This is a genomic window from Synechococcus sp. BS55D (genome assembly GCF_004332415.1).
Taxonomy (GTDB): Bacteria; Cyanobacteriota; Cyanobacteriia; order PCC-6307; family Cyanobiaceae; genus Synechococcus_C.
In genome coordinates this window covers 643,208-665,583 of the sequence record NZ_PHQT01000001.1, presented here as the reverse complement: position 1 = coordinate 665,583, position 22,376 = coordinate 643,208, and the positions used below count along the sequence as shown (strand labels likewise).

19 protein-coding genes and 1 tRNA gene are annotated in these 22,376 nt (G+C 63.1%); 9 read left to right on the top strand and 11 right to left on the bottom strand.

The genetic code is table 11. The annotated features are described in order from the left end of the window. Window positions 1-6: 6 nt before the first annotated feature. Window positions 7-3,138: an alpha-mannosidase gene (locus CWE16_RS03190; RefSeq protein WP_236629531.1), complete on the bottom strand. Its 3,132-nt coding sequence runs from the start codon at window positions 3,136-3,138 to the stop codon at window positions 7-9. Between CWE16_RS03190 and CWE16_RS03185 the strand changes: the two genes are divergently transcribed. After that, a complete protein-coding gene (locus CWE16_RS03185) occupies window positions 3,137-3,256 on the top strand; it encodes a photosystem II reaction center protein I (protein WP_006042333.1) in 120 nt (39 codons plus the stop codon). The genes CWE16_RS03190 and CWE16_RS03185 overlap by 2 nt on opposite strands. A 177-nt stretch (window positions 3,257-3,433) precedes the next feature. Then, window positions 3,434-6,520: a DUF3769 domain-containing protein gene (locus CWE16_RS03180; protein WP_131593045.1), complete on the top strand. Its 3,087-nt coding sequence runs from the start codon at window positions 3,434-3,436 to the stop codon at window positions 6,518-6,520. Window positions 6,521-6,523: 3 nt separating this feature from the next. Here the strand turns inward: CWE16_RS03180 and CWE16_RS03175 are convergent, their stop codons facing one another. From CWE16_RS03175 to CWE16_RS03145, 7 genes are all read right to left on the bottom strand, one after another. Next, a complete protein-coding gene (locus tag CWE16_RS03175; RefSeq protein ID WP_131592841.1) occupies window positions 6,524-7,000 on the bottom strand; it encodes a pentapeptide repeat-containing protein in 477 nt (158 codons plus the stop codon). Window positions 7,001-7,074: 74 nt separating this feature from the next. After that, window positions 7,075-7,701: a 3-isopropylmalate dehydratase small subunit gene (locus CWE16_RS03170; RefSeq protein ID WP_131592839.1), complete on the bottom strand. Its 627-nt coding sequence runs from the start codon at window positions 7,699-7,701 to the stop codon at window positions 7,075-7,077. Window positions 7,702-7,750: 49 nt separating this feature from the next. Then, window positions 7,751-9,175 carry a 3-isopropylmalate dehydratase large subunit gene (leuC, locus tag CWE16_RS03165; RefSeq protein WP_131592837.1) on the bottom strand — a complete coding sequence of 475 codons (1,425 nt, stop codon included), beginning with the start codon at window positions 9,173-9,175 and terminating at the stop codon, window positions 7,751-7,753. Window positions 9,176-9,201: 26 nt separating this feature from the next. Then, the gene (locus CWE16_RS03160) at window positions 9,202-10,515 is read right to left on the bottom strand and encodes a competence/damage-inducible protein A (protein ID WP_131592835.1); all 1,314 of its coding nucleotides are present in this window, start codon (window positions 10,513-10,515) and stop codon (window positions 9,202-9,204) included. Next, complete coding sequence (locus CWE16_RS03155; RefSeq protein WP_236629545.1) at window positions 10,487-11,665, bottom strand: MraY family glycosyltransferase; 1,179 nt, start codon at window positions 11,663-11,665, stop codon at window positions 10,487-10,489. Before CWE16_RS03155 ends, CWE16_RS03160 begins: the two co-directional genes overlap by 29 nt. A 93-nt stretch (window positions 11,666-11,758) precedes the next feature. After that, window positions 11,759-13,051: a serine hydroxymethyltransferase gene (gene glyA / locus CWE16_RS03150; protein WP_131592833.1), complete on the bottom strand. Its 1,293-nt coding sequence runs from the start codon at window positions 13,049-13,051 to the stop codon at window positions 11,759-11,761. A gap of 86 nt (window positions 13,052-13,137) precedes the next feature. Continuing rightward, window positions 13,138-13,211: transfer RNA gene (locus tag CWE16_RS03145), tRNA-Arg, on the bottom strand. A 123-nt stretch (window positions 13,212-13,334) separates the two neighbouring features. Between CWE16_RS03145 and CWE16_RS03140 the strand changes: the two genes are divergently transcribed. The 3 genes from CWE16_RS03140 to CWE16_RS03130 are packed head-to-tail and all read left to right on the top strand — an operon-like array spanning window position 13,335 to window position 14,174. Then, window positions 13,335-13,598, top strand: coding sequence for a hypothetical protein (locus CWE16_RS03140; RefSeq protein WP_131592831.1), 264 nt, complete (start codon window positions 13,335-13,337; stop codon window positions 13,596-13,598). Further along, the gene (locus CWE16_RS03135) at window positions 13,595-13,885 is read left to right on the top strand and encodes a DUF3181 family protein (RefSeq protein ID WP_131592829.1); all 291 of its coding nucleotides are present in this window, start codon (window positions 13,595-13,597) and stop codon (window positions 13,883-13,885) included. The genes CWE16_RS03140 and CWE16_RS03135 overlap by 4 nt, the downstream gene beginning before the upstream one ends. 25 nt (window positions 13,886-13,910) lie before the next feature. Further along, on the top strand, window positions 13,911-14,174 hold the full coding sequence (locus tag CWE16_RS03130; RefSeq protein WP_131455848.1) for a cytochrome-c oxidase: 264 nt from the start codon (window positions 13,911-13,913) through the stop codon (window positions 14,172-14,174). On the opposite strand, the gene murJ is transcribed toward CWE16_RS03130, so the two are convergent. Beyond that, window positions 14,161-15,768, bottom strand: coding sequence for a murein biosynthesis integral membrane protein MurJ (gene murJ, locus CWE16_RS03125; protein ID WP_131592827.1), 1,608 nt, complete (start codon window positions 15,766-15,768; stop codon window positions 14,161-14,163). The genes CWE16_RS03130 and murJ overlap by 14 nt on opposite strands. A gap of 113 nt (window positions 15,769-15,881) precedes the next feature. Between murJ and sfsA the strand changes: the two genes are divergently transcribed. The 4 genes from sfsA (at window position 15,882) to CWE16_RS03105 (ending at window position 20,192) form a co-directional block, all read left to right on the top strand. Beyond that, window positions 15,882-16,646, top strand: a complete 765-nt coding sequence (gene sfsA, locus CWE16_RS03120) for a DNA/RNA nuclease SfsA (RefSeq protein ID WP_131592825.1) — start codon at window positions 15,882-15,884, stop codon at window positions 16,644-16,646. 94 nt (window positions 16,647-16,740) lie between these two features. Then, complete coding sequence (locus CWE16_RS03115; protein WP_131592823.1) at window positions 16,741-18,207, top strand: ammonium transporter; 1,467 nt, start codon at window positions 16,741-16,743, stop codon at window positions 18,205-18,207. Window positions 18,208-18,306: 99 nt separating this feature from the next. After that, window positions 18,307-19,503, top strand: coding sequence for a 4-hydroxy-3-methylbut-2-enyl diphosphate reductase (locus tag CWE16_RS03110; RefSeq protein ID WP_131592822.1), 1,197 nt, complete (start codon window positions 18,307-18,309; stop codon window positions 19,501-19,503). A 62-nt stretch (window positions 19,504-19,565) separates the two neighbouring features. Further along, entirely contained in the window at window positions 19,566-20,192 is a 627-nt protein-coding gene (locus tag CWE16_RS03105) for a DUF1997 domain-containing protein (protein ID WP_131592820.1), read from the top strand. A 37-nt stretch (window positions 20,193-20,229) separates the two neighbouring features. Here CWE16_RS03105 and CWE16_RS03100 read toward each other — a convergent pair whose 3' ends face one another. Then, window positions 20,230-20,691 (bottom strand): DUF4079 domain-containing protein, encoded by a 462-nt coding sequence (locus tag CWE16_RS03100; protein ID WP_131455836.1) that lies wholly within the window; start codon window positions 20,689-20,691, stop codon window positions 20,230-20,232. A gap of 49 nt (window positions 20,692-20,740) precedes the next feature. Continuing rightward, window positions 20,741-22,342, bottom strand: a complete 1,602-nt coding sequence (purH, locus tag CWE16_RS03095) for a bifunctional phosphoribosylaminoimidazolecarboxamide formyltransferase/IMP cyclohydrolase (RefSeq protein WP_131592818.1) — start codon at window positions 22,340-22,342, stop codon at window positions 20,741-20,743. Window positions 22,343-22,376 lie beyond the last annotated feature (34 nt).

Genomic DNA, 22,376 nt, shown 5'->3' with positions numbered 1-22,376 from the left:
GCCCGCTCAGGGGTCGGAACGGCGGAGCTCAAGATCCACCAGCGCTCCCGGCCTGACTGAGATGGCTTCCCCCCATTCGCCATCTCCATCGCGAGCACCACAGGGTCGAACACTCCAGCCGGCGTCTTGCGGCAGCTTCCACTGCTGGCGGCGACCACCGGGGTTGTGGACCTGAAGACGCACAGACCCCGCTGGGGCTTCGCTGGTGAGGGCAATCGGCACCAACCCCGGCGGAAGGCCCGGCAACAGACGCTGGTCTTCTGCTGTAGTCGCTCTGCCCCACCAACCGGTTTCACGAAAGGCGAGGGCCGCCTGGGGAACGGCGCCTCGCTCCCAGCCCTCCGGAACCGGCATGAGCGCAAGCCGTTGGCGATGCCAGCCCCGATCCGCCGAGGGATCCGGCCAGGTAGGGCCGCGCAGCAGGGAAACGCCAAGCCGATCCGGCACCAGGTCCACCCCCTGCGGACCATCCAGCAACACCGCGAGCCCCCCGGCTGGAGCTGCCGCCTGGCTCGCCAGCCAGGAGATCACCGGCACCTCCCAACGGGCCTGCTCCCTGGAGGTCTGAGCCAAAGCCGGCCGCTCAAGGACCCCGCCGCTGGTGTCCGCAGCCCAGCGCACGGCTTCGCTGGCCAGGGGAAGCTCCAGACGCAGCAGCTCATGGGTCTGACACCAGTGGATGCTGCAGGTGATCTCAATCCAAGGGTGATCGGCACGGAGCTGCAGATCCACTCGGATCTGACTCGCACCGGCGTTACAGCGCCACAGGCAACGGGCCAGCAGCGGCCCCGATTCGACGAGTTCAGGCGCATCAAGCGGCCCCTCGAGAGGCAGGGGGTGCTCCCGGTAGTCAGCCGCCAGATCCCAGGCATCCCAAAACTCGCCGTGATCACCAAAACGGCGAAACACCAGCGGGGCGGACAGTTGCGGAGCACCAGCCGCATCCCTGAGCTGGCGGAGTCCAGAGGCATCGATCTCGGCGGAGACCAAGCCGTTGCTGATAAGCCAACCACCCCCCGGGAGGGGGGTCACTTGCACAGCGCCCCGCACTGGCGGTTGTTTCAAGACAGCAGCCTGTTGGGGCAAAGCAGCCTGTTGGAGCGGCACGTGCTCGAGCGCAACCGCCGCGACCCCCTCCTGGCAGGGCAGCTGCACCCAGCTGCCACCGGTGGACGCATCCTGAACAGCCAACGCCTGACCGGCATGGGTCCAGTGCCCCCGGGGCAGGCGCAGCAGGGGTGACCAGCGCGCCAGCGGCTGCAAACCAACCCAGCACCAGCGGTTCTCTCCCGAAGCAAGCCCGAGCAGGTCGCGTAATCCCTGATTGCGCTGGCGCAGGGCCTGCCGCCGCGAAGCCCGCCAGACGGGTTCAGCCTGCTCAAACACCTCCGGAATCGACGTACCAGGAAGGATGTCGTGAAATTGCTGAAACAGAAGCGGTCGCCAGTCAGTAGCAGCGGGGGCGCCGGCACCAGCTCGAGCATTGAACCCTGCGCTCAGCAATGCAGCCACCAGATCCGCCTCTCTGAGCAGCCGCTCCAGGCTGCGGTTGTGGCGCTTCTGATCCGGACGGCTGGTGGGGCAGCCCCGGTGAAGTTCCAGATACAACTCATCCCGCCAGACCGGCAGGCTCTCGATGTGAGCCTCCAACCTCTGCAGGTAGTCACGAAGACTGCCTGGCCGCCGGGCCGAAACCTGGGGATGCCCCTCCCAAAGCTGCAACTGCTCGAGCATTTCAGCGGTGGGACCGCCACCGTGGTCACCCACCCCTGGAATCCAGAGGGCCTGGTCCAACGCTGTGGCCGCTTCGAAGGCACGCTGCTCCGCCTGAATGGCCCCAGGGTCCCCATCGGTGCCGATCGGCGGCAGCATCAACGCCAGCACCTCAGCCGCACCCCTGCTTCGCCAGCGAAACAGGCGATGGGGGAAGGGGTTAGAGGCATTCCAGGCCAGTTTGTGCGTACAGAACCACCGCACCCCCTCCATGGCCGCAATCGCCGGCAGGCCGGCAGCAAAGCCGAAACTGTCGGGAAGCCAGGCCAGCTCATGGCGCCAGTCGGGGAACGCTCGATGGCTGTAGGCCTGGCCCAATGCGAATTGGCGCCGCAGCGACGCCGTGCCAATCAGCACGCAGTCGGTCTCGACCCAGGGGCCATTGATCGGTTCCCAGCGGCCAGCCGAACTGGCGGCCTGGATCCTGGCGAATAAAGCCGGACGGAAGCGCTCAAGCCATGCATAGAGGGCAGGGGTGGAGTGGGCGAAATGCAGATCAGGGAATCGCTCCATCAAGGCAAGAGCAGAGCGGAAGGTGCGCTCTGCGGCCTCCCAGGTGTCAGCCACCGGCCAGAGCCAGGCGAGATCGAGATGGGCGTGACCAAACCAATGCACCTCGCCGGCCGCAGGAGCGAGCCGCCTCAACGCATCCGCCACCGCCTCAGCCGCGGCGTCTTGCAGGGGATCCAGATCCAAACATGACTCGTGCAGCCCGATCTCAGGCAACCCTGTCTCGGCCTCTTCCTCAGGCCCTGCCGGATAGGCCGCGAGCGCTAAATCCAGGGCCTGAGGCAGCAACAGCCGTTCCGCCCCATCGGCTGCCGACGGCGTCTCTGGCTCCAGAACGATGGCACTGCTGATCAGGGCACCGTCGTCGTGGAGAGGGCTGCGCAGTTCCAGCTCCAGAACGATCGGCCTGCCGCTCAACCAGGCCGAGGGCATCAACCAGCGACAGCGGGTATCGAAGAGGTCGCCCTCATGGACGAGCTGACCGTCCACCCAGATGCGCACGGCATCAGCCCACCAGCTCAAGACCAGACGCGCCTGGGCTCCCGTGCCATTCCGCCAGGCAGGCGGGCAGCGGATCTCCTGCCGCAGTCGCCTCCAAACTCCACCTCTCGGCCAGACGAGCAACCCCCGCTGCACCCAGTCGGGACGGTGCTCTCGCCCCCATGGATCCTCCAGAGCAGGCCCCCGTTCTGGCGCGTCGCTGCGCAGCCAGTGACCGATCAGATCCAGACGCGAGCGGCTTCGAAACGTTTCAATCCACCCCAATCGCCGGGCCTGGAGCTGGGTTTGCATCGTGATCACCAAACATTGCCCCATAGGATGATGGCGCTGTCCCAGACGCCGGTCGGTCTCCATGCTTGCCCTCAAGATCTCCGTTTACTCGGTCGTCTTCTTCTTCCTCGGGATCTTCGTGTTCGGCTTCCTGGCGAGCGATCCCAGCCGCACCCCCAGCCGCAAGGACCTCGAAGACTGAATCCAGGGTCGGCTGACCGCGCGTTGAGTCACGCCTGACACTGGACAACATCTGCAGAGTTCAGCGTGCTGCGCGTGGCAAGATCAGCGGCCACAGCAGCAGCAGCGCTTGCCGGCTCGCAACGTCACATCCGGTCATTCGGGCCCGCTGGCCAGGCGCCTTTACACGCTTGTGCTCCTGAGCTCCCTGATCAGCCCGATCTCGCCAGCGGCGGCACAGACGCCTGCGCCCGCTGAAAGCAAATCCGCCGGCAACACAAAAGACTCGACGCAACCTCCCCGTCCACCGCTGGAGATCAAGCTCAAGGCTGATCAACAGAGCTACGACTCGCGCAGAAACCTGTTCATCGCCGAGGGCAACGTACGGGCCGTCCTCAACGGCGGAGTCCTGCAGGCTGACCGCATCGAGTTCGACAGCAACTTCAACACCCTGTTCGCCCGTGGCAGCGTTCGTTATCGCAAGGGTGCGCAGTATTTCCAGGCCAGCACGCTTCGCTTCAGCCTGATCCAGGGTGAGGGCGAGCTTGAAGACGTGTACGGCGTACTGGATCTCGACAGCGCCGCCATCGATCTCAACCCCTACGGAGGTGGAGCCAACCCCAAGCCTGCGGAGAAGACCACTGATCCATCCACCGGCACGTCGCGCCTCCTGCCGGTCATTGAAAGCAGCGGTCTGGGGTTCCCCACAGCCCTCGGCATCGAATTGGAGGCCAGCACCCCCGAGCGAATCAGCCCCCAGGGTGACGGCAGCGGCTTTTGGGACGTGGAACTCCCGCCGGTACCGGAATGGCAGGTGCCCGATGCGGCACAACCCAACAACAAGCCCGCCGATGCAGGGATGGCCTGCCCGCCAGTGCTGCCCCCGGTCCCCCCCTGGCATCCCCATCCCTGGGCTGTGACGGCCTGGGGTGGGCAGATGATCGATTCCAACTTCGGCGATACCTTCCTCTTCAACGGAAGGATGCGACCGGAATACCTGCTCGGCCTGAGTCTTCAGAAGCGCATCTGGCGGGCAGGCCCCCTATCGCTGGAACTGGAGGCCGACCTGTTTGGCCACCACGCCTACAGCCAGAAAGGCGGCGCTTACAACCAATCCGTGCCCTATGCCGACACGCCTGATCAGACCTTTGCTGAAGGGATCCTCGGCCTAGGGGCGCGGCTCTGGCTGCAACCCTGGCTGAGCTTCGGATTTGTCGAGGGCATCAGCTACAACACCTCCGTCAGCAACTACGAGCGCACCTACCGGGAGAACTACGCGCAGCTGCTCAATTACCTGGCCTTTGAACTCGAGGCCGCCGTCTCTCCCGAGCTCTCCGTGGTGGGCAGGATCCACCACCGTTCCGGCGCCTTCGGCACCTACAGCGGTGTCAGGGAGGGCAGCAACGCGTATCTGGTCGGGGTGCGCTACCGCTGGGGCCAGGATCCTGCAGCGCCGGAGCAGGCGGTGGTACCGCCACCCCTGGGCTGTCCCGACCCTGACCGCGCCAGTCGCGTGCCACCGCAGAGCCTGAACGAGCTGCTGGATGACATCACCTTGGGCAACCCAACCCCAGCCGATGCCCAGCCACCTGTCACCCGTCTGGCTCAGAGCGAGACCTCGAAGCTGTCCCTTTCAGAACAAGAAGCCGAGAGGGCCAGAGCGATCGCAGCCATCGACCAGCGCATCAGCAGCATCCAGTTCCAACAAGCACTCACGGTCGAACGTCGCCTCGGGGTGCCCGGCACTATGCAAAACAGCGCTGTAGAGGAATCCAACAACTACGGCGGCGTGCGCGCTAGCCAGCTCAATCAGATGGGTCGTACCCAGCTGGTCACCGGCGAGATCAGTCGTTGGCGCATTCAGGCGGCACGGGTCCGCGTGACCCCTGAAGGCTGGCAAGCCGATCGCATGGGTTTCAGTAATGACCCGTTCACACCAGCCCAGACCCGCATCGACGCCGACAACGTCATTGCCAGGGAACAGCCCAATGGCGACATCGTGATCCAAAGCGATCGCAACCGCTTGATCGTCGAGGAACGGCTCCCGATTCCAGTGAGCCGCACGCAACGCATTCAGAAGGAGGAGGAAATTGAGAATCGCTGGGTGTTCGGCATCGACAATGAAGACCGTGATGGATTCTTCATCGGCAGAAACCTCAAGCCAATCGAACTCAGCAGTGACTACACCCTGAGCCTGCAACCACAGTTTCTCGTGCAGCGGGCCATTGATGGCCAGACCAACAGCTACGTGGCACCGGGCTCCTCCGTCGACAGCGGCGATGTGACTCAGCCCACCACCATCGGCGATTTGTTTGGACTGGAAGCCGAACTGAATGGCCAGCTCTGGGGTTGGGACACCACGGTCAACGCCGACATCAGCACCTTCAGCCCTCAGAACATCGCCAATGGAAGTCGCTATTGGGGAAGCATCAAAAACAACTTCACGCTTCCTTGGATCGGGGAATTCACCACCCGCTTCTTCGGCGCCTATCGCTACCGGACCTGGAACGGTTCCTTAGGCGAAACCGATGTGTACTCGGCGTTCGGTGGCTTCGCCGAACAGAAGGGCAACGTGAACTGGGGCAAACTCAGCAATTCCTATCTGTGGCGAATCGGGCTGGGCAATTACCAGGCCGAAGACTTCGAAAGCACCAACCTGAGCGAACTCTGGAGGGCAAATTTCTACGGCTCCTTCAACAGCAGCTATCCGCTCTGGCGCGGCAAAACAGCTCCCCTTACTCCTGAAGGGGCCTATCGCTATTCACCAGTAGCGATTGTGCCTGGCCTCACCTTCAATACCAACGTCAACACCCTGCTGGCGGCTTACGGAAACGGCACATCGCAAAACACGATCAGTCTGTCGGGCGGCCCGACCCTCACCCTGGGCACCTTCAGCAAACCCTTCCTCGACTACACCCAGCTGTCGGTCAGCGGCGGCGGCACGCTCAAGCAGGGAAGCAGCCCCTTCAGCTTTGACCAGGCCATCGATCTGGGCACTCTTGGGATTGGCATCACCCAGCAGATCGCAGGACCACTGCTCCTGAACATGGGCGTGGCTCTCAACGTGGATCCAGCCTCAGAGTTTTACGGCGACGTGATCAACTCCAACATCGAGTTGCGCTGGCAGCGGCGCAGCTATGACTTCGGCTTCTACTACAACCCCTACGAAGGAATCGGTGGCTTCCGCTTCCGTCTCAATGACTTCAATTTCACCGGCACCGGTGTGCCCTTCATCCCTTACACCCCGCGCAACCTGCCGAACACGTTGGAAGCCAGACCCTTCTGAGCATCAGTCGGGCCCACCTCCATAAATCAGATGGCTACCAGTGAGATCGGAGCCGGCAAATTGCATGCCCGTCGTTCGCACACCCGGTGCATAGGCATTGATCACAACCGCGTTGCGCAGATCGGCATGGCGAAGATCCGTGCCGGAGAGCTCGGCATTGGTCAGCATCGCCCCACGCAGATCAGCCCCGTCGAGGCGCGCACCACTGAGATCAGCTCCCTCGAGGTTGGCATCCGCGAGCTGGGCAGCGCGCAGATCGGCATCACGGAGATCAACACCGATCAGATGAGCTCCGCGCAGATCAGCACCACGCAGATCACAGGCTCGGCAAGCACCAACGGTGAGTAACTGCTCGATAGGCGCCATGAACGGCTGCACCTGGAGAGGCACCACGCTCTCGCTGCGCAAGGGGGCAACAGCGGTCAGGCCCAGGGTGAAGACCCCCGCCAAGACAGACGCTGAGGCTGAAATGGAGGCCATGGACGGAAGACTCCTCTGCTTCCGTCATAGACACTCAGGCAAGTGTCCGCAGCCCCAGGCTCATCCCTGCGTGCTCAGAAGGGATGAAAACCGTTGAGATACGGCAACCGTTGCAGCGTTGCGTTCAGCTCCGCCTCCCTAGCCACAAGCTGGGACGTGGCATCCCAACGACCGCTCAGCAGCATCTCCCGCGCTCCTGGATCCAGGCGCACCTCCCAGTCGCCCGCCCGCTCGTTCTGACAACGGTCGTGCTCCAGATCAAGGGACCATTCGAGCGTCGGGTCAGCCTCAACCGCTGCCTGCAAGCGCACCACCTCATCAGCTGATGCTGTTGCACAGGGAATGCCCAAAGCGAGGCAATTGCCGTGAAAAATCTCAGCAAAACTGACACCGATCACAGCACGAATCCCCCAACGCATCAGTGCCTGAGGCGCATGTTCTCGGCTAGAGCCACAACCAAAATTGCCGTTGACCACAAGGATCCTTGCTCCGACATGCTCGGGCTGATCAAAGGGGTGAGCACCAGCGAGTTCCTGACGATCGTCTGCGAACACCTGATCGCCAAGCGCTTCGAAGCTCACACATTTGAGATAGCGAGCAGGAATGATTCGGTCGGTATCAATGTCATCGCCCCGCAGGGTGAAGGCACGCCCATGCACTTGGGTGATCATGCCCTGGGGGAAGGCGCCTGACTGGGTCATGGACAGCGTCGGGTGGAGAACTCGGGGAAGAAACGAAATGAGACTTGACTCAGCCGGAGACGGCGTCCGTTGCCACCAGGCTGCGGACATCCGTGACGGTGCCGGTCACCGCAGCCGCGGCCACCATCGCCGGGCTCATCAGCAGAGTGCGCCCACTGGCAGAACCCTGGCGCCCTTTGAAGTTGCGGTTGCTGGAGCTTGCACTGATCTGCCGCCCCTCCAGGCGGTCAGGATTCATGGCCAGACACATGGAGCAGCCGGGCTCTCTCCATTCAAAACCAGCTGCACGGAAGACCTCATCAAGCCCCTCCGCCTCCGCAGCCCGAGCCACCTGCTCTGATCCAGGCACCACAAACGCCTTGATGCCTTCAGCCACATGGCGTCCACGGGCCACAGCAGCCGCAGCCTTCAGATCGCTGAGACGACCATTGGTGCAGCTGCCGATGAAGCAGACATCAATCGGCACTCCGGCAATCGCCTGACCTGGAGCCAGATCCATGTAGCGGTAGGCCTCCTCCGCAATCGGTCGGTCCGATGGCTGAAGCTCATCAGGGGTCGGCACCGCTTCATCCACACCGATGCCCTGGCCAGGTGTGATCCCCCAAGTCACCGTGGGCGCAATCGCAGCCGCGTCGAAGCGCACCTCATCATCAAAGCTGGCGTCTTGATCGGAAGCGAGTGAGCGCCACCAGGTAACAGCACGCTCCCAGGCATCACCGCTGGGTGCCGCTGGCCGACCGGCGAGGTAATCGAATGTCACCTGATCGGGATTCACGTAGCCACAGCGGGCACCACCCTCGATCGCCATATTGCAGAGCGTCATGCGCTCTTCCATGGAGAGCGCATCGATTGCTGGACCAGCGAACTCATAGGCATGGCCCACACCGGCCTTCACACCCAACGTGCGGATCACATGCAGGATCAGATCCTTGGCAAACACGCCTGGACTGAGCTGATTGTCGACCCAGATGCGTCGCACCTTCAGCTTGTTCATCGCCAAGCTCTGACTGGCGAGCACATCGCGGACCTGACTGGTGCCGATCCCGAAAGCGATCGCACCGAAGGCGCCATGGGTGGAGGTGTGGGAATCGCCGCAAGCCACGGTCATGCCGGGTTGGGTCAAACCCAACTCAGGAGCGATCACATGCACGATGCCCTGACGGCCGCTGCCGAGGCCATGCAGGGTGATGCCATGCCGCGCGCAGTTGCGCTCAAGCGTGCTGAGCATCTCTTCAGCCAGGGGATCGGCGAACGGACGCGCCTGGCTTGTGGTTGGCACGATGTGATCCACCGTGGCAACCGTGCGCTCAGGACAGCGCACGGCGAGGCCCTTATCGTCCAACGCCGCAAAAGCCTGCGGGCTGGTGACTTCATGGATCAAATGCAGACCGATGAAGAGCTGAGTGGATCCACCGGGGAGCTCCGCCACCCGGTGCAACTCCCAGACCTTGTCGTAAAGCGTGCCGCTGCTCATGCCCGCCAAATGATCAGCGCATCAGCCTAAGCGTCAGCAACAGCAGCACTCTCGAGAAGGCGAAGGCGAAGGCGGTTCAGGGCCTCCCCCACACTGAGCCGCCTGATCCAGTCACGACCTTGGCTGGAACCAAAACGCTCGCCGCTACTTTCGGCACCATCAGGACCGACCACGGCCAAATGCACCAGGCCCACCGGCTTGGTCTCGCTACCGCCACCTGGACCGGCGATCCCAGTAATCGCCACTCCCCAGTCGGCACCGGTGCAGCGACGGACCCCTTCCGCCATCGCAATCGCCACTGGATCACTGACGGCCCCATGGCGGTCGAGCAGCTCTTGAGGAACCGAGAGCAGGTCTCGCTTGACGGGATTGGCGTAGGCAATCACGCCTCCAAGCAACACCTCCGATGCGCCCGGAACAGACGTCAGGGAAGCGCCAAGGCCGCCCCCGGTACAGGATTCCGCAACCGCGAGGGTCTGCCCACGCTCCCGAAGCGACGCAATCACAACAGAGGCCAGGGTGTCGTCATCGGCTCCAAAGCAGAGTCGCCCAGTGCGACGACACAACTCCTGCTCCACGGGGTCCAACAAGCGAAACGCCTCGTCTTCGGTCTGGGCCCTTGCGGTGAGACGCAGCATCACCTCACCGCCACCGGCATAGGGGGCCACGGTGGGATTGCGACCAGCCAGCAAGTCCTCGATCTGCTCGGCAAGGCTGGATTCGCCGATGCCCCAGAAATGCAACTGGCGACTCGCAATCACCCCCTGGGCCAGATCGGAATCACGCAGCCACGGGGCTGCCGTCGCGCTCCACATCGCCCGCATCTCGCTCGGGACACCAGGAAAGGTGAGGATCGTGAATCCTTCCTGGGGTGACCAGATCATCCCTGGCGCCGTACCGGTGGCATTGGGAAGCACCTGGGCCCCTCGAGGCAGTTGTGCCTGACGACGCAGGCTCGGGCCAGGCTCGCGGCCGCGACTGCGGCACTTCGCAGCGATGTCGGCCCAGACCTCGGGCCGCTCCTCCAGGGGAGTCTCGAAAGCTGTGGCCAATGCCTCGGTCGTGAGGTCATCCGGCGTAGGGCCAAGGCCGCCCGTGGTGATCAACACCCTGGAGCGCTCTGCAGCCTCTTGAGCAAAGCGGATCAAACGGGAGCGATTGTCTCCAAGCACCGACTGCCTGTAGTGAGGCAAACCGAGTGCCGCCAGCTGTTCGCCCAGCCAGCGGGCATTGCCATTGAGGATGTTGCCGAGCAGCAACTCCGTGCCAACACAAAGAAGCTCAACGCCACCTTCCAGTTCGTCGTCCCGTTCAGCCACGCTGCGCAGGGGTGTTCCCATGTGAACAGTTCGGTGACACACAGGTCTGACGCTCACCGTCGTCGGGTCCACAACCTGAGGAGCGGCGCAGCTCGGCTCGCTCTTCTTGCTGGCGACGACGCAGCACTACAACGGTTCCCACCAAAATGGCTGTGGCCAAGCCCAGCCAGAGGAAACGCAGCTCCACATTGGCAACCACCATGGCCAAGGCAGCAAGCCATTGGGTGAACACATAGATCAACAGAACCGTCCGCCGATGGCTGAAACCGGCCCTGAGTAAGCGGTGATGAAGGTGGCGTCGATCGGGGTAGAAAGGCGAGCGGCCCTCCCGGAGACGCCCCATAATCACGGCGCTCATGTCGGCCAGAGGTAGGGACAGGATGAGCAGGGGAAGCAGCAAGCTGACGGTCGTGATGCCTTTGGCCGGCCCCACAATGCTGATCGCCGCAAGGGTGAAGCCGAGGAAATAAGACCCTCCATCCCCCATAAAAATGCGGGCGGGATTGAAGTTGTGGCGAAGAAAGCCGAGGCAGGAGCCAGCCAGAGCAGCCGCCAAGAAACCAGCGGCCACCTGATGGAGTGAGAAGCTGACGGACACCAGGCCAACGGCGGCAATACCCGCCACCCCAGCGGCCAGGCCGTCGAGGCCATCAAGCCAATTGATCGCGTTGGTGATGCCCACAAGCCAGATCACCGTGGCCGCGAGGCTGAGCAGATCGGGCAGTACAAGAGGCGTGCCGCCATCGATCAGCCAGGGGAAATCGATGGCACCGATCCTCACCCCCTGGGACCAGACGACGACGGCGACAGCCACCTGCCCCGCGAGCCTGGGCCAGGGGGAAAGAGCAAAGAGGTCATCGGCCAGGCCGATCACAAAAAAACAAAGGGAACCCGCCAGGGTGGTCCAGATCAGTTGATCTCGGTCCGGAGCGAGCAGGCCAAAGCCCCCCAGCCCCCAGGTCACCGCGAGAGCGAGGGCGAAACCGATCACCATGGCCACCCCACCGAGACGAACCATCGGCGTGGAGTGCTGCTTGCGCGGATCGGGCTGATCGGTGAGGCCGAAATGCAGTCCGAGAGCCCGCACCCGAGGAACGATGATCGTGGTGATCCCCGCAGCCATTGCGAAACTCACCACGGCGACTGCGAGGGGGCTGCTCGCGAGGGTCACAGGAAGCTCCGCGGAGGGAATCACCCTGAAAAGGGATCGAATGGGAAAATCCTAGGCAGGTCCATGCCCAGGCTCCAAGAACATTTGGGACAGTCAGGCAAGCGCCGGTGCAACAGCGACTCCGCCATAGAGCGGGAAACGCAAGCAGAGGTCACGGACCCGCTCCAAACACCGGGCCTGAATGGCGTCGTCCTCGGGATTAAGCAGACGATCAGCGATCACATCAGCCACCTCTCGGAAGGCCTCAGCATCAAAGCCCCTGGTGGTGAGAGCGGCAGTGCCCAGGCGTAGACCACTGGTCACGAAGGGGGACTCGGGATCAAAGGGCACGGTGTTCTTGTTCGCGGTGATGTGCACATCGCTCACCAGCAGGTCGGCCACCTTGCCGGTCATGCCGATGCTGCGAAGGTCGAGCAGCACCACGTGATTGTCAGTGCCACCGCTCACCACATCAATTCCCCTCTCCTGAATCCGGGCAGCGAGGGCTTGTGCATTGGCAACCACCTGCTGGCTATAGGCCTTGAAAGCGGGCTGAAGCGCTTCCCCGAAGGCCACGGCCTTAGCGGCGATCACATGCTCGAGCGGGCCACCCTGGGTGCCGGGGAAGACCGCCTTATCGAACTGACGGGCGAACTCGGCATCACGGCAGAGGATCAGACCTCCACGGGGACCGCGAAGGGTCTTGTGGGTGGTCGTGGTGACCACATCGCAATGGGGAACAGGACTGGGGTGCACACCTGCTGCCACGAGGCCGGCAATGTGAGCCATATCGGCAAGCAGGAAGGCCCCCACTTCATCGGCGATCGCCCGGAAAGCAGGGAAATCAATCGTGCGGGGATAAGCGGAGTAACCGCAAACGATCAACTTGGGCCGATGCTCGAGCGCAAGCTTCCGGATCGCCTCCATGTCGAGACGCTGAGTCTCCCGGTCAACGCCGTACTGAACGACCTTGAACCACTTGCCACTGACATTCACCGGTGAACCATGGGTGAGATGGCCGCCATGGCTGAGGTCCATGCCCATGATCGTGTCGCCGGGCTGGAGCAGGGCCAGGAACACGGCGAAATTGGCCTGAGCGCCGCTGTGGGGCTGCACATTCGCCCAGGCAGCACCAAAGAGCTGCTTCGCCCGCTCGATCGCCAGCTCCTCGATCGCATCCACATGCTCACAGCCGCCGTAGTAGCGCTTGTGCGGCAGGCCTTCGGCGTACTTGTTGGTGAGCACCGACCCCTGAGCCTCCATCACGGCCCGGGAGGCGAAGTTCTCGGAAGCGATCAGCTCGAGGTGTGTCTCCTGACGGTCCTGCTCCCGTGCGATCAGTGCTGCGATAGAGGGATCGGTCTCCCCTAGAGCGACGTTGATCTTGGAAGGGGCGCGTTCAGACATCGGCACAATCCGGCTGTTGTCGAATCGTAGGAAATAGAACCCCTGCGAGCAGCCAAAAAAAAACTGCCCGAAGGCAGTTGGAGAAGCGCGCCTGGAGAGATTCGAACTCCCGACCCTCTGATCCGTAGTCAGATGCTCTAATCCGCTGAGCTACAAGCGCTTGCGCCCAACCATCTGACCCTATCGAGGCACCCTTCGTCAACTGGGGCACATCGACTGGGAGCACATCGACTGGGAGCAACAGCCCGGGCGCCAGAATCAACCCATCGTCACGGGAAGCTCCATGCCTATCCGCTGGTACGGCCCTGCTGATCCCACGGACCCGACCTACAGGCATTTCAATCGGATTGTGAACCTGTGCCTGCACGCCATGGTTTTCGCGGCCGTCAACAGCGGCCTTTGGTTCGTTCAGCAGATGCGCCACCCCTGGGAGCACCTCAACCTGTTCAGCGAGCTCTGGCTGGCGATCCTGGTGGTGCAACTCGGTGTGCTGATCAAGATGCGACCAGCCTCTGAAGACCAGCCCTCTGCCCCTCCAGGACCATGAGCCTTGACGCCGCATCCCTGCGGGATCTCAGTAACAGCCTGAGCGACCGTCTCTATTTGCAGATCGCCAACTGGCATCTGTATCTCGGCGATGCCGGACTCGCCGAGGCCCTGGCCATCGAATGCAGCGCTCGCATGGACCAAGGCGCTGCTGTAGCGGCCCGTCAGGCCCTTGAAGCCGTGCAGGTGCCCATAGGCGGCGGCAGCACCAGGCTCCCCCTCGCCAGGCTGATGCCAGCCGCACAACTCCGCGATCTCGAGGAGATCCTTGAGGAGTACTGCCGATAAGGTTGCTGCCATCCCGGGAGGTCCCGTGCTGATCATTGAGGTCACCAACGCACGTGAAGTGGTGCGCCAACGGATTGGCCGGCTGGGCGAGCGGCTGATCGGCAAAGTGGTGGATGCTGAGGCCCAGGTGGAGAAAGCGTTGATCCAAGAACTGGATACCGCGTTCCGCGAATTCGGGATCGAAGCAAGAATCCTCTCCGTCCAGGGACCGCAGGTGGTGGGCCGTCAGCAACTGGAGCTTCCGATCCAGGTGCGGGAGGAGCGGGAGGTTCGGCTCAGCGACGATTGAACCGACGCATCAGTCCATGCGTGATCTCACGCACTTCCGGGACACCACTGGCCTGACCGATCAGGGCGTACACCACCAATCCAGTCGCAGCGGATAGGGCCACCTGCAGGATTCGACCAATGCCATCAGGAGCCCAGTCGAGGCCTGAACTCAGCGCCCAAGCAGACAAACCGGCCAACACCGCCGCCAGCAGCAGCCGCAGTCCATCCCGACCCCAGGCGTCCAACGGCAGGCCGCCGAGACGCTGCTGAAGGGCCAGAACCAGAGCGGCGCAGGTGATCAGGTTGATCGCCACTGTGGCTAAGACCAGGCCCGGCGCCCCGAAATTGAAAGGCAGCTGAGGCCCCCAGGGGGTCGGGCCGCCAACGAGCGACCAGTCGAACACCACATTCAGGCCAATGCCCGCCAGGGAGAGGCGGAAGGGTGTCGTGCCGTCACCAAGGGCATAGAAGACCCGCACCAGCACGTCTCGTCCTAGATAGGCGGGCATCCCCACCCCGTAGGCCATCAAAAGTCCTGTGACCAAAAGGACGGCCTGCTGGTCAAAAGCACCACGGGCGTACACCAGAGCGACGATCGGCTGTCCGAGGGCCACGAACAAAGCGCCCAACGGCAGCATCGAAGCGGTGGAAAGCATCAGACCCTGCCGGATCCTCGCCACCAGGACCTCGCGATCCTCCGGAGCGGTCAGGCGCGAGAAGGTAGGCAGCAGCGGCACCAGCAGGGCATTGGAAATCAGGCCCAGGGGTGTCTGCACCAGCAGGTTGGCGTAGCCGAGACCAGCCGCCGCTCCGAGGATGCCGGAGGCAAAGAACAGATCGGTGAAGACATTGATCTGGAGCATGCCCGAGGAGAGGGTGGCCGGCCCCATCACCTGCCACACCTCACGCACCCCGGGATGCCGCCAGTCCCAGACCAAACGCATCCGAGCCAATCCCTGGCGGGCCAGGGCCGGCAACTGCAGAAGCCACTGCAACAAGGCACCCACCAGAGTGGCAAAGGCCAGCACCACCCCCCCGCGGATCGCGAAGGCGGGGCTGGCGATCGAGGCACCGAGCTGCCCCCACAACAGCCCAACGCCAAGGATGAGGGCCAGGGAAGACATCAACGGCGAAATGGCCGGGATCCAAAACTCATCGGCGGCATTCAGTGAGCCGAACCCCAGGCCGATCAAACCAGCAAGCAGCGCCATCGGCGCCATCACCTGAAGCTGAAGCACGGCGTTCTGGTGCAGCTCGGGACTCAGGCCAGGTCCCACAAGGGTGATCAAGGGATCGGCGGCCAACACCAGCACGATGGTGACCGCGAACAGCACGGCGCTCACCATCGTGTTGAGGGTGGCGAGGATCTGAGCCCCCTCCTGCCGCGGCCGACGGCTGAGCACGCTCACCATGGCGCTGTGAAAGGGGCCATTGATGCCACCCAGAAGAATCAGCAGAAAGCCCGGGAGCACATAGGCGTAGTTATAGGCGTCGTAGGCAGCCCCCACCCCGAAGGCAGCGGCAATCACCAACTGCCGCACCAGCCCCCCCAACTTGCTGAGCAAGGTGCCGTAGGTCACCACCAGGGCGATGCGCTTCAGGGATCTCGCCATCAACAGCCCGGCCGGCACGTCTGAACTGCGCGGCATTCTCGACCCCACGGCGCTGTCAGGCCCACTCCAGGGGCCACCATGGCCACCATCTCCGTCCCTGGTGCTGCGCAGCTATGCCCGGCCAACCGCTTCTTGAATTCGAGCCCCTGCAGGAGGGCGTGCTGCTGAAGCGCTACAAGCGTTTTCTGGCTGACGTGCGTCTTGATGACGGCAGCGAGGTGACCGCCCACTGCGCCAACACCGGACCGATGACAGGAGTGCTGCATCCCGGCGGACGCGTGCGGCTGCGCTACGCCCCCTCACCGACCCGCAAACTCGCCTGGACCTGGGAGCAGGCGGAAGTAGCAGGGGCTGATGGCAGCCCCTGCTGGGTGGGCATCAACACGGCCCTACCCAATCGTCTGATCCGGGCGGCGATTGAAGCGGGACACCTGGACACCCAACTCGGGGCCATCGGCTCGATTCGACCAGAAGTCGCCTACGGAGCCAACAAACGCAGTCGCATTGATCTGCTGCTTCAACCTGACGAGACAGCCAAGGATCAGCGCCCCATTTATCTCGAAGTCAAGAACACCACCTGGAGCGAGGGGTCTCTAGCTCTCTTTCCCGACACGGTGACGGAGCGAGGGCAGAAACACCTGAAGGAGCTGAGCGCCCTACCGCCGGAGGCACGGGCCGTGCTGGTGCCCTGCCTGAGCCGACCGGATGTCACGGCGTTCGCGCCGGGAGACAGTGCAGATCCCCGCTACGGCGAGCTCTTCCGAGAGGCCCTGAGTGCTGGCGTGGAGGTCTTTCCCTGCGCGTTTCAGTTCGAACGGAACGGGGTCTTCTGGGATGGCCTCAGGCCGGTTCAAAGCCACCAATCGGCAATTCCGTAGCAATCGTCACCAGGGAAAGGTTCATAAGCGAGCACTTTGGGGCCTGGAAGCCGGACCCAGCGTCCAGCCCTTTCTGCAGCCCTGCTCTCCTTTCATGACAACTGCTCTGCACTCGCCTGCAAGGCGGGGCAAGACACGCCTCCAAGACGCCAGTCTCTTGGAAGGCCCCATGCTCCTCCTGCGCAGCATCCGCGGCTTTAAGTCGAACCGCTCTCTGATGTGGCTGGCCTGTGTGCCGGTCGCGCTGTTCGGCCTCGGTCTCTTCAATCTCTCGGCCCACGCCGCTGAGATGCCCGAGCTGAATGCCGCCTTCCTGGCCAACAACCTCTGGTTGCTGGTGGCCACCATCCTGGTGATCTTCATGAACGCCGGCTTCGCCATGGTCGAAGCCGGGATGTGCCGTCAAAAGAATGCGGTCAACATCCTCGCCAAGAACCTGTTTGTGTTCGCTCTTGCGGTGACCGCCTACTGGTTCATTGGTTACTCACTGATGTACGGCGACCCCGTCGCCGCGGGCTGGCTGTACTTCAGCGGCCTCTTCTTTGACCCCACGGTCACCCCTGAGCTGATCGCAGAAGGCGGTCTGGTCCCTTCGGTTGATTTCCTCTTCCAGGCTGCCTTCGCCGGTACCGCCGCCACGATCGTGTCTGGTCTTGTGGCCGAACGCGTGAAGTTTGGTGAGTTCGTGGTGTTCTCCCTGATCCTGACCGCTGTGATCTACCCGATCTCCGGTTCTTGGCAGTGGAACGGCGGTTGGTTGAGCGAGCTTGGCTTCATCGATTTCGCTGGTTCCTCGATCGTCCACTCCGTGGGCGCCTGGGCAGGCCTTGTCGGCGCCATGCTGCTCGGACCCCGCATCGGCAAATTCATCGACGGCAAGCCCCAGGCCATTCCTGGTCACAACATGGCCATCGCCACCCTGGGCGCTCTGGTGCTCTGGATCGGCTGGTACGGCTTCAACCCTGGCTCCGAGTTGGCCATGGACCAGTACGTCCCCTACGTGGCTGTCACCACCACCCTGGCCGCTGCCGGTGGCGCCATCGCTGCCACCATCGTCTCCACCCTGACCTCCGGCAAGCCGGATCTGACGATGATCATCAACGGCATCCTCGCCGGCCTGGTGAGCATCACCGCTGGCTGTGGAAACATGACCCTGGTGGGCTCCTGGGTGGCCGGTGCCGTGGGTGGTGTGATCGTGGTGTTCGCTGTGGCTGCCATTGATGCCGCCGGAATCGATGACCCCGTGGGTGCCTTCTCTGTGCACGGTGTGTGCGGCGTCTGGGGCACCCTGGTGATCGGCCTCTGGGGCGTGGATGGCATGGATCCCGGTGCTGCCGGCATCGGTCTCCTTAACGGCGGTGGCATCTCCCAGCTGGGTATTCAGGCCCTGGGCTGTGCTGCCTACGCCATCTGGACCCTGGTCACCTGCTGGATCGCTTGGTCTGTGATCGGCGGTCTCTTTGGTGGCATCCGCGTCACTGAAAAGGAAGAGATCGAAGGTCTCGACATCGGTGAGCACGGGATGGAGGCCTATCCAGATTTCGCTTCAGCCGGCAACTAAGACCGCTTGGCTCAGCCTCCTGAGCGTTCCGACCCGACCCCTCAGGGGGTCGGGTTTTGTTTTGGACCCATAGAGTCATCCCACCGCCGACGTCGCGCCATGGATACCCACGCCTTCAAGCGCTCTCTGCATCACTCCGATCGCTACAACCGTCGGGGCTTCGGTCGCGCCGAGGAGGTGGCCGGCAGCCTGGAGCAGGCTTACCAAAGTGGCCTAATCGGCTCGATCCGCGACAACGATTACCGCCTCAACCACGGCCGACTGACGGTGCGACTAGCCGAAGCCTTCGGATTCTGTTGGGGCGTAGAGCGGGCGGTGGCCATGGCCTACGAAACCCGTCGGCACTATCCAAGTGAACGGCTGTGGATCACGAACGAGATCATTCACAACCCCTCGGTCAATGACCACCTGCGCGACATGAATGTGCAGTTCATCCCGGTGGATGAAGGGGTGAAGGACTTTTCCGAAGTGGCCTCAGGAGACGTGGTGATCCTGCCGGCTTTCGGTGCGACGGTGCAGGAGATGCAGCTGCTCAATGAACGGGGCTGCCACATCGTGGACACCACCTGTCCGTGGGTCTCCAAGGTGTGGACGACCGTGGAGAAGCACAAGAAACAGGCCTTCACGTCCATCATTCACGGCAAGGTGAAGCACGAGGAAACCCTCGCCACCAGCTCCTTCGCCGGCACCTATCTGGTGGTCCTCGATCTCGAGGAAGCTCGCATGGTGGCCGATTACATCCTCGGTCAGGGCGATCGGGACGCCTTTATGGCTCGCTTCGCCAAGGCCTGTTCACCAGGCTTTGACCCCGATCGAGACCTGGAGCGCCTAGGGGTCGCCAACCAAACCACGATGCTCAAGAGCGAAACCGAGGAGATCGGTCGGCTCTTCGAACGCACGATGCTCAGCAAATACGGACCGGCCCACCTCAACGAGCACTTTCTCGCCTTCAACACCATTTGTGATGCCACCCAGGAGCGGCAGGACGCCATGTTCTCCCTGGTGGATGAACCCCTTGATCTGATGGTGGTGATCGGGGGCTACAACTCCTCCAACACCACCCACCTTCAGGAGATCGCCATCAGCCGCGGGATTCGCTCGTTCCATATCGATACGCCCGAGCGAATCGATGCCGACAACAGCATCGAGCACAAACCCCTGGGCCAGGACTTGGTGCGCGAACAGAACTTTCTGCCGGACGGCCCCGTGAAGGTGGGAATCACCTCCGGCGCCTCGACCCCTGATCGCGTCGTGGAGCATGTGATTCAGCGTCTGATCGCTCTGAGCGAAAGCTGAGGCCCGGCCCCTTTACATTGGTTGATCTAACGGGGACCGTCCCCGGCGAGGGACATTCATCCGTGCTGCTCTTGGCGAGACCTCCAGCCGAAACCCTGCGCCACAGCGACGATCGCCAGGTCCGCTGCTATCGGAGCACGTTTTCCGATTGCATGGAGATGTTGGCGCCACGCGACCCGGTGGCGGTCTACTTCGACCGGCATGAAGGCTGGTTCCGACGTTGTGCCGCCCCAATGGAGGTCGCGGCGATCGACAGCCAGGCCTACGCCCTGCGCCTCGGTCGTTTCGGCAATTTCGGCTTTGAGGTGGAACCGACCATCGGCCTGAGGTTGCTGCCGCAGCAGGAGGGCACCTACGCGATCGTCACCGTGCCCCTGGCCGATGCGGATCCAGCACTTCAGGAGCTCTACGACGTTGACTTCCAGGCGACCCTCAACCTGGAACCGCAGACCAGCGAAAACGGCAGCAACGAAGCCACCAGCGTCAGCTGGTCACTGGATCTCTCCGTTTGGATCCGGCTGCCCAAGGTGATTACGGTGCTGCCTGAGGGACTGGTGCACTCGAGTGGCGATCACCTGCTGCGGCAGATCGTGCGCCAGATCTCACGCAAGCTGACCTGGAAAGTGCAGGAAGATTTCCATGCCAGCCATGGGCTTGTCTGCCCACCGAGAAAGCGGGCAGCGTTCTGAATCCCTGGACGGCCTTCCTCCAGCCGCCTGATCCGGCTCAGCGGTTGGTCCAGATTTTGTTGACGATCTCCATGCCGCTCACGGCCTGCCAGAGGAACAGAGTGAGCATGCCCATATTCAGGCCCACATGGGCTTTACGGGCCAAGAGATTCCCCTGCTGCATCAGCGGTGAAAGCGCCGCAGCGGCTGCGATCATCCCGGTCATGGCCAAACCGACGATCAGGTGTGGGCTGACGAAGAGCTTGCCGTTGTTCAGATAGGTCACTGCCATGCCTCCAAGGGTGCCGAACACCATCACCACCAGCAGCAGGCTTCCCCAGAGGTAGTGACGCTGAGCGAACTTGCCGGGGATCAGGGCTTTGCGCTCTTCCGGGGTGCCAGTGCGCACTTTTTTGGCCTTGATGCCCAGGAACAGTGCATAAGCACCGGCGGCCAATAACACCCACATCATCAGCGGATGCAGAAAGTTGAGGGCAAAAGGAAGGGCTGCGAGGGTCATCGCGCTGAAGAGGGAAGGGAGCGTGGGGCGAGGCTAGGGGTTCAGGGCCTCAATGCAGGAAGTGGCGCCGCCCGGTGAGCAGCATCGCCAGGCCCAGTTCATCGCAGGCCTTGATGGACTCAGCGTCGCGAAGGCTGCCGCCGGGATGAATCACTGCGGTGATGCCATGGCTGGCCGCAAGACGCACCGTGTCGTCGAAAGGGAAGAAGCCGTCACTGGCAAGCACAGCCCCCCGGGCCTGCTCTCCGGCAGCTTCGAGCGCCAAGCGAGCGGAACCGACGCGGTTCATCTGTCCGGCGCCAACCCCCAGGCTCTGTCCGTCCCTGGCGACAACAATCGCGTTCGAACGCACATGGCGCACCAACTGCCATACGAAACGCAGATCCACCTGTTCCTGGGCTGTCGGCGGACGCTGCGTCGCGACGGTCCATCCGGCTGGATCGATCGGTTGATCATCCAGATCCTGCACCAGGACACCGCCGAGGATGCTGCGCACGTGATCGCGGCCGGCCGCATCGATCGCCGCAGGGGCAAGCTCAAGCAGACGGAGGTTCCCTTTGCCGGCAAGGATTTCCCGCGCCTCAGGGCTGAATCCCGGTGCCACCACACACTCCAGAAACAGGCTGGTCAGTTCACGGGCCGCCGCTGCATCCACGGAACCGTTCAAGGCCACGATCCCCCCGAAGGCGCTGACACGGTCAGCATCAAGCGCACGGGTGAGCGCCCCGGCCACCCCGTCGGCAACGGCCACGCCGCAGGGGTTGGTGTGCTTGACCACGACGGCCGCCGGCTGCTCCGCAGGGTGGGACCCCTCTGTGCCATATCCGAATTCGCGCACCGTGGCAAGGGCCGCCTCCAGGTCGAGCAAATTGTTGGTACTGAGCTCCTTGCCCTGCAGTTGCAGCGCTCCTCCCCAGCCACGGCGGGGTGCGCTGTACCAGGCCGCCTGCTGATGGGGGTTCTCGCCATAACGCAAGGTCTGACGCAAGGGCACTGCTTCGAGCCACGGCAGCGCTGCTCCGCCCTCCTCGCTGTCCTGTTGCCCTGCATCGCTGTCGGCCGGGTTCATCCGGCCCTTCATCCAATTGCTTATGGCGGTGTCGTAAGCGGCTGTATGCGCAAACGCCTCAAGAGCAAGACGACGGCGCAGGCCAGCATCAATCCCACCGGGGCGATCGAGAGCAACGACCACCCGGTCGTACTGCTCGGGGCTGGTGAGCACAGCCACATGCGCATGGTTCTTGGCTGCCGAGCGCACCATGGTGGGTCCGCCGATGTCGATGTTCTCGATGGCGGTGTCCCAGCTGACAGCAGGATCAGCCACCGTTTCCCTGAAGGGATAGAGATTGACCACGACCACATCGATCGGTGCAATCTGCTGCGCCGCGAGATCGGCCTCATGGGCGGGATCCCCACGACGGGCCAGGATCCCCCCATGGATCCGGGGATGCAGGGTCTTGACCCGACCACCGAGAATTTCCGGAGCGCCTGTGTGATCAGCGACGCGGGTCACGGGCAAGCCCGCTTGCTCGAGCGCCGTAGCCGTGCCGCCACTCGAGAGAAGCTGGAAGCCATGGCGACGGTGCAAGGCCTCCGCCAAGGGCACCAGCCCCCGCTTGTCGGACACGCTCAGCAGGGCTGTGGGAGCCATGGCAGCAGAAGGATTCCATGGGCCAACCTACGCA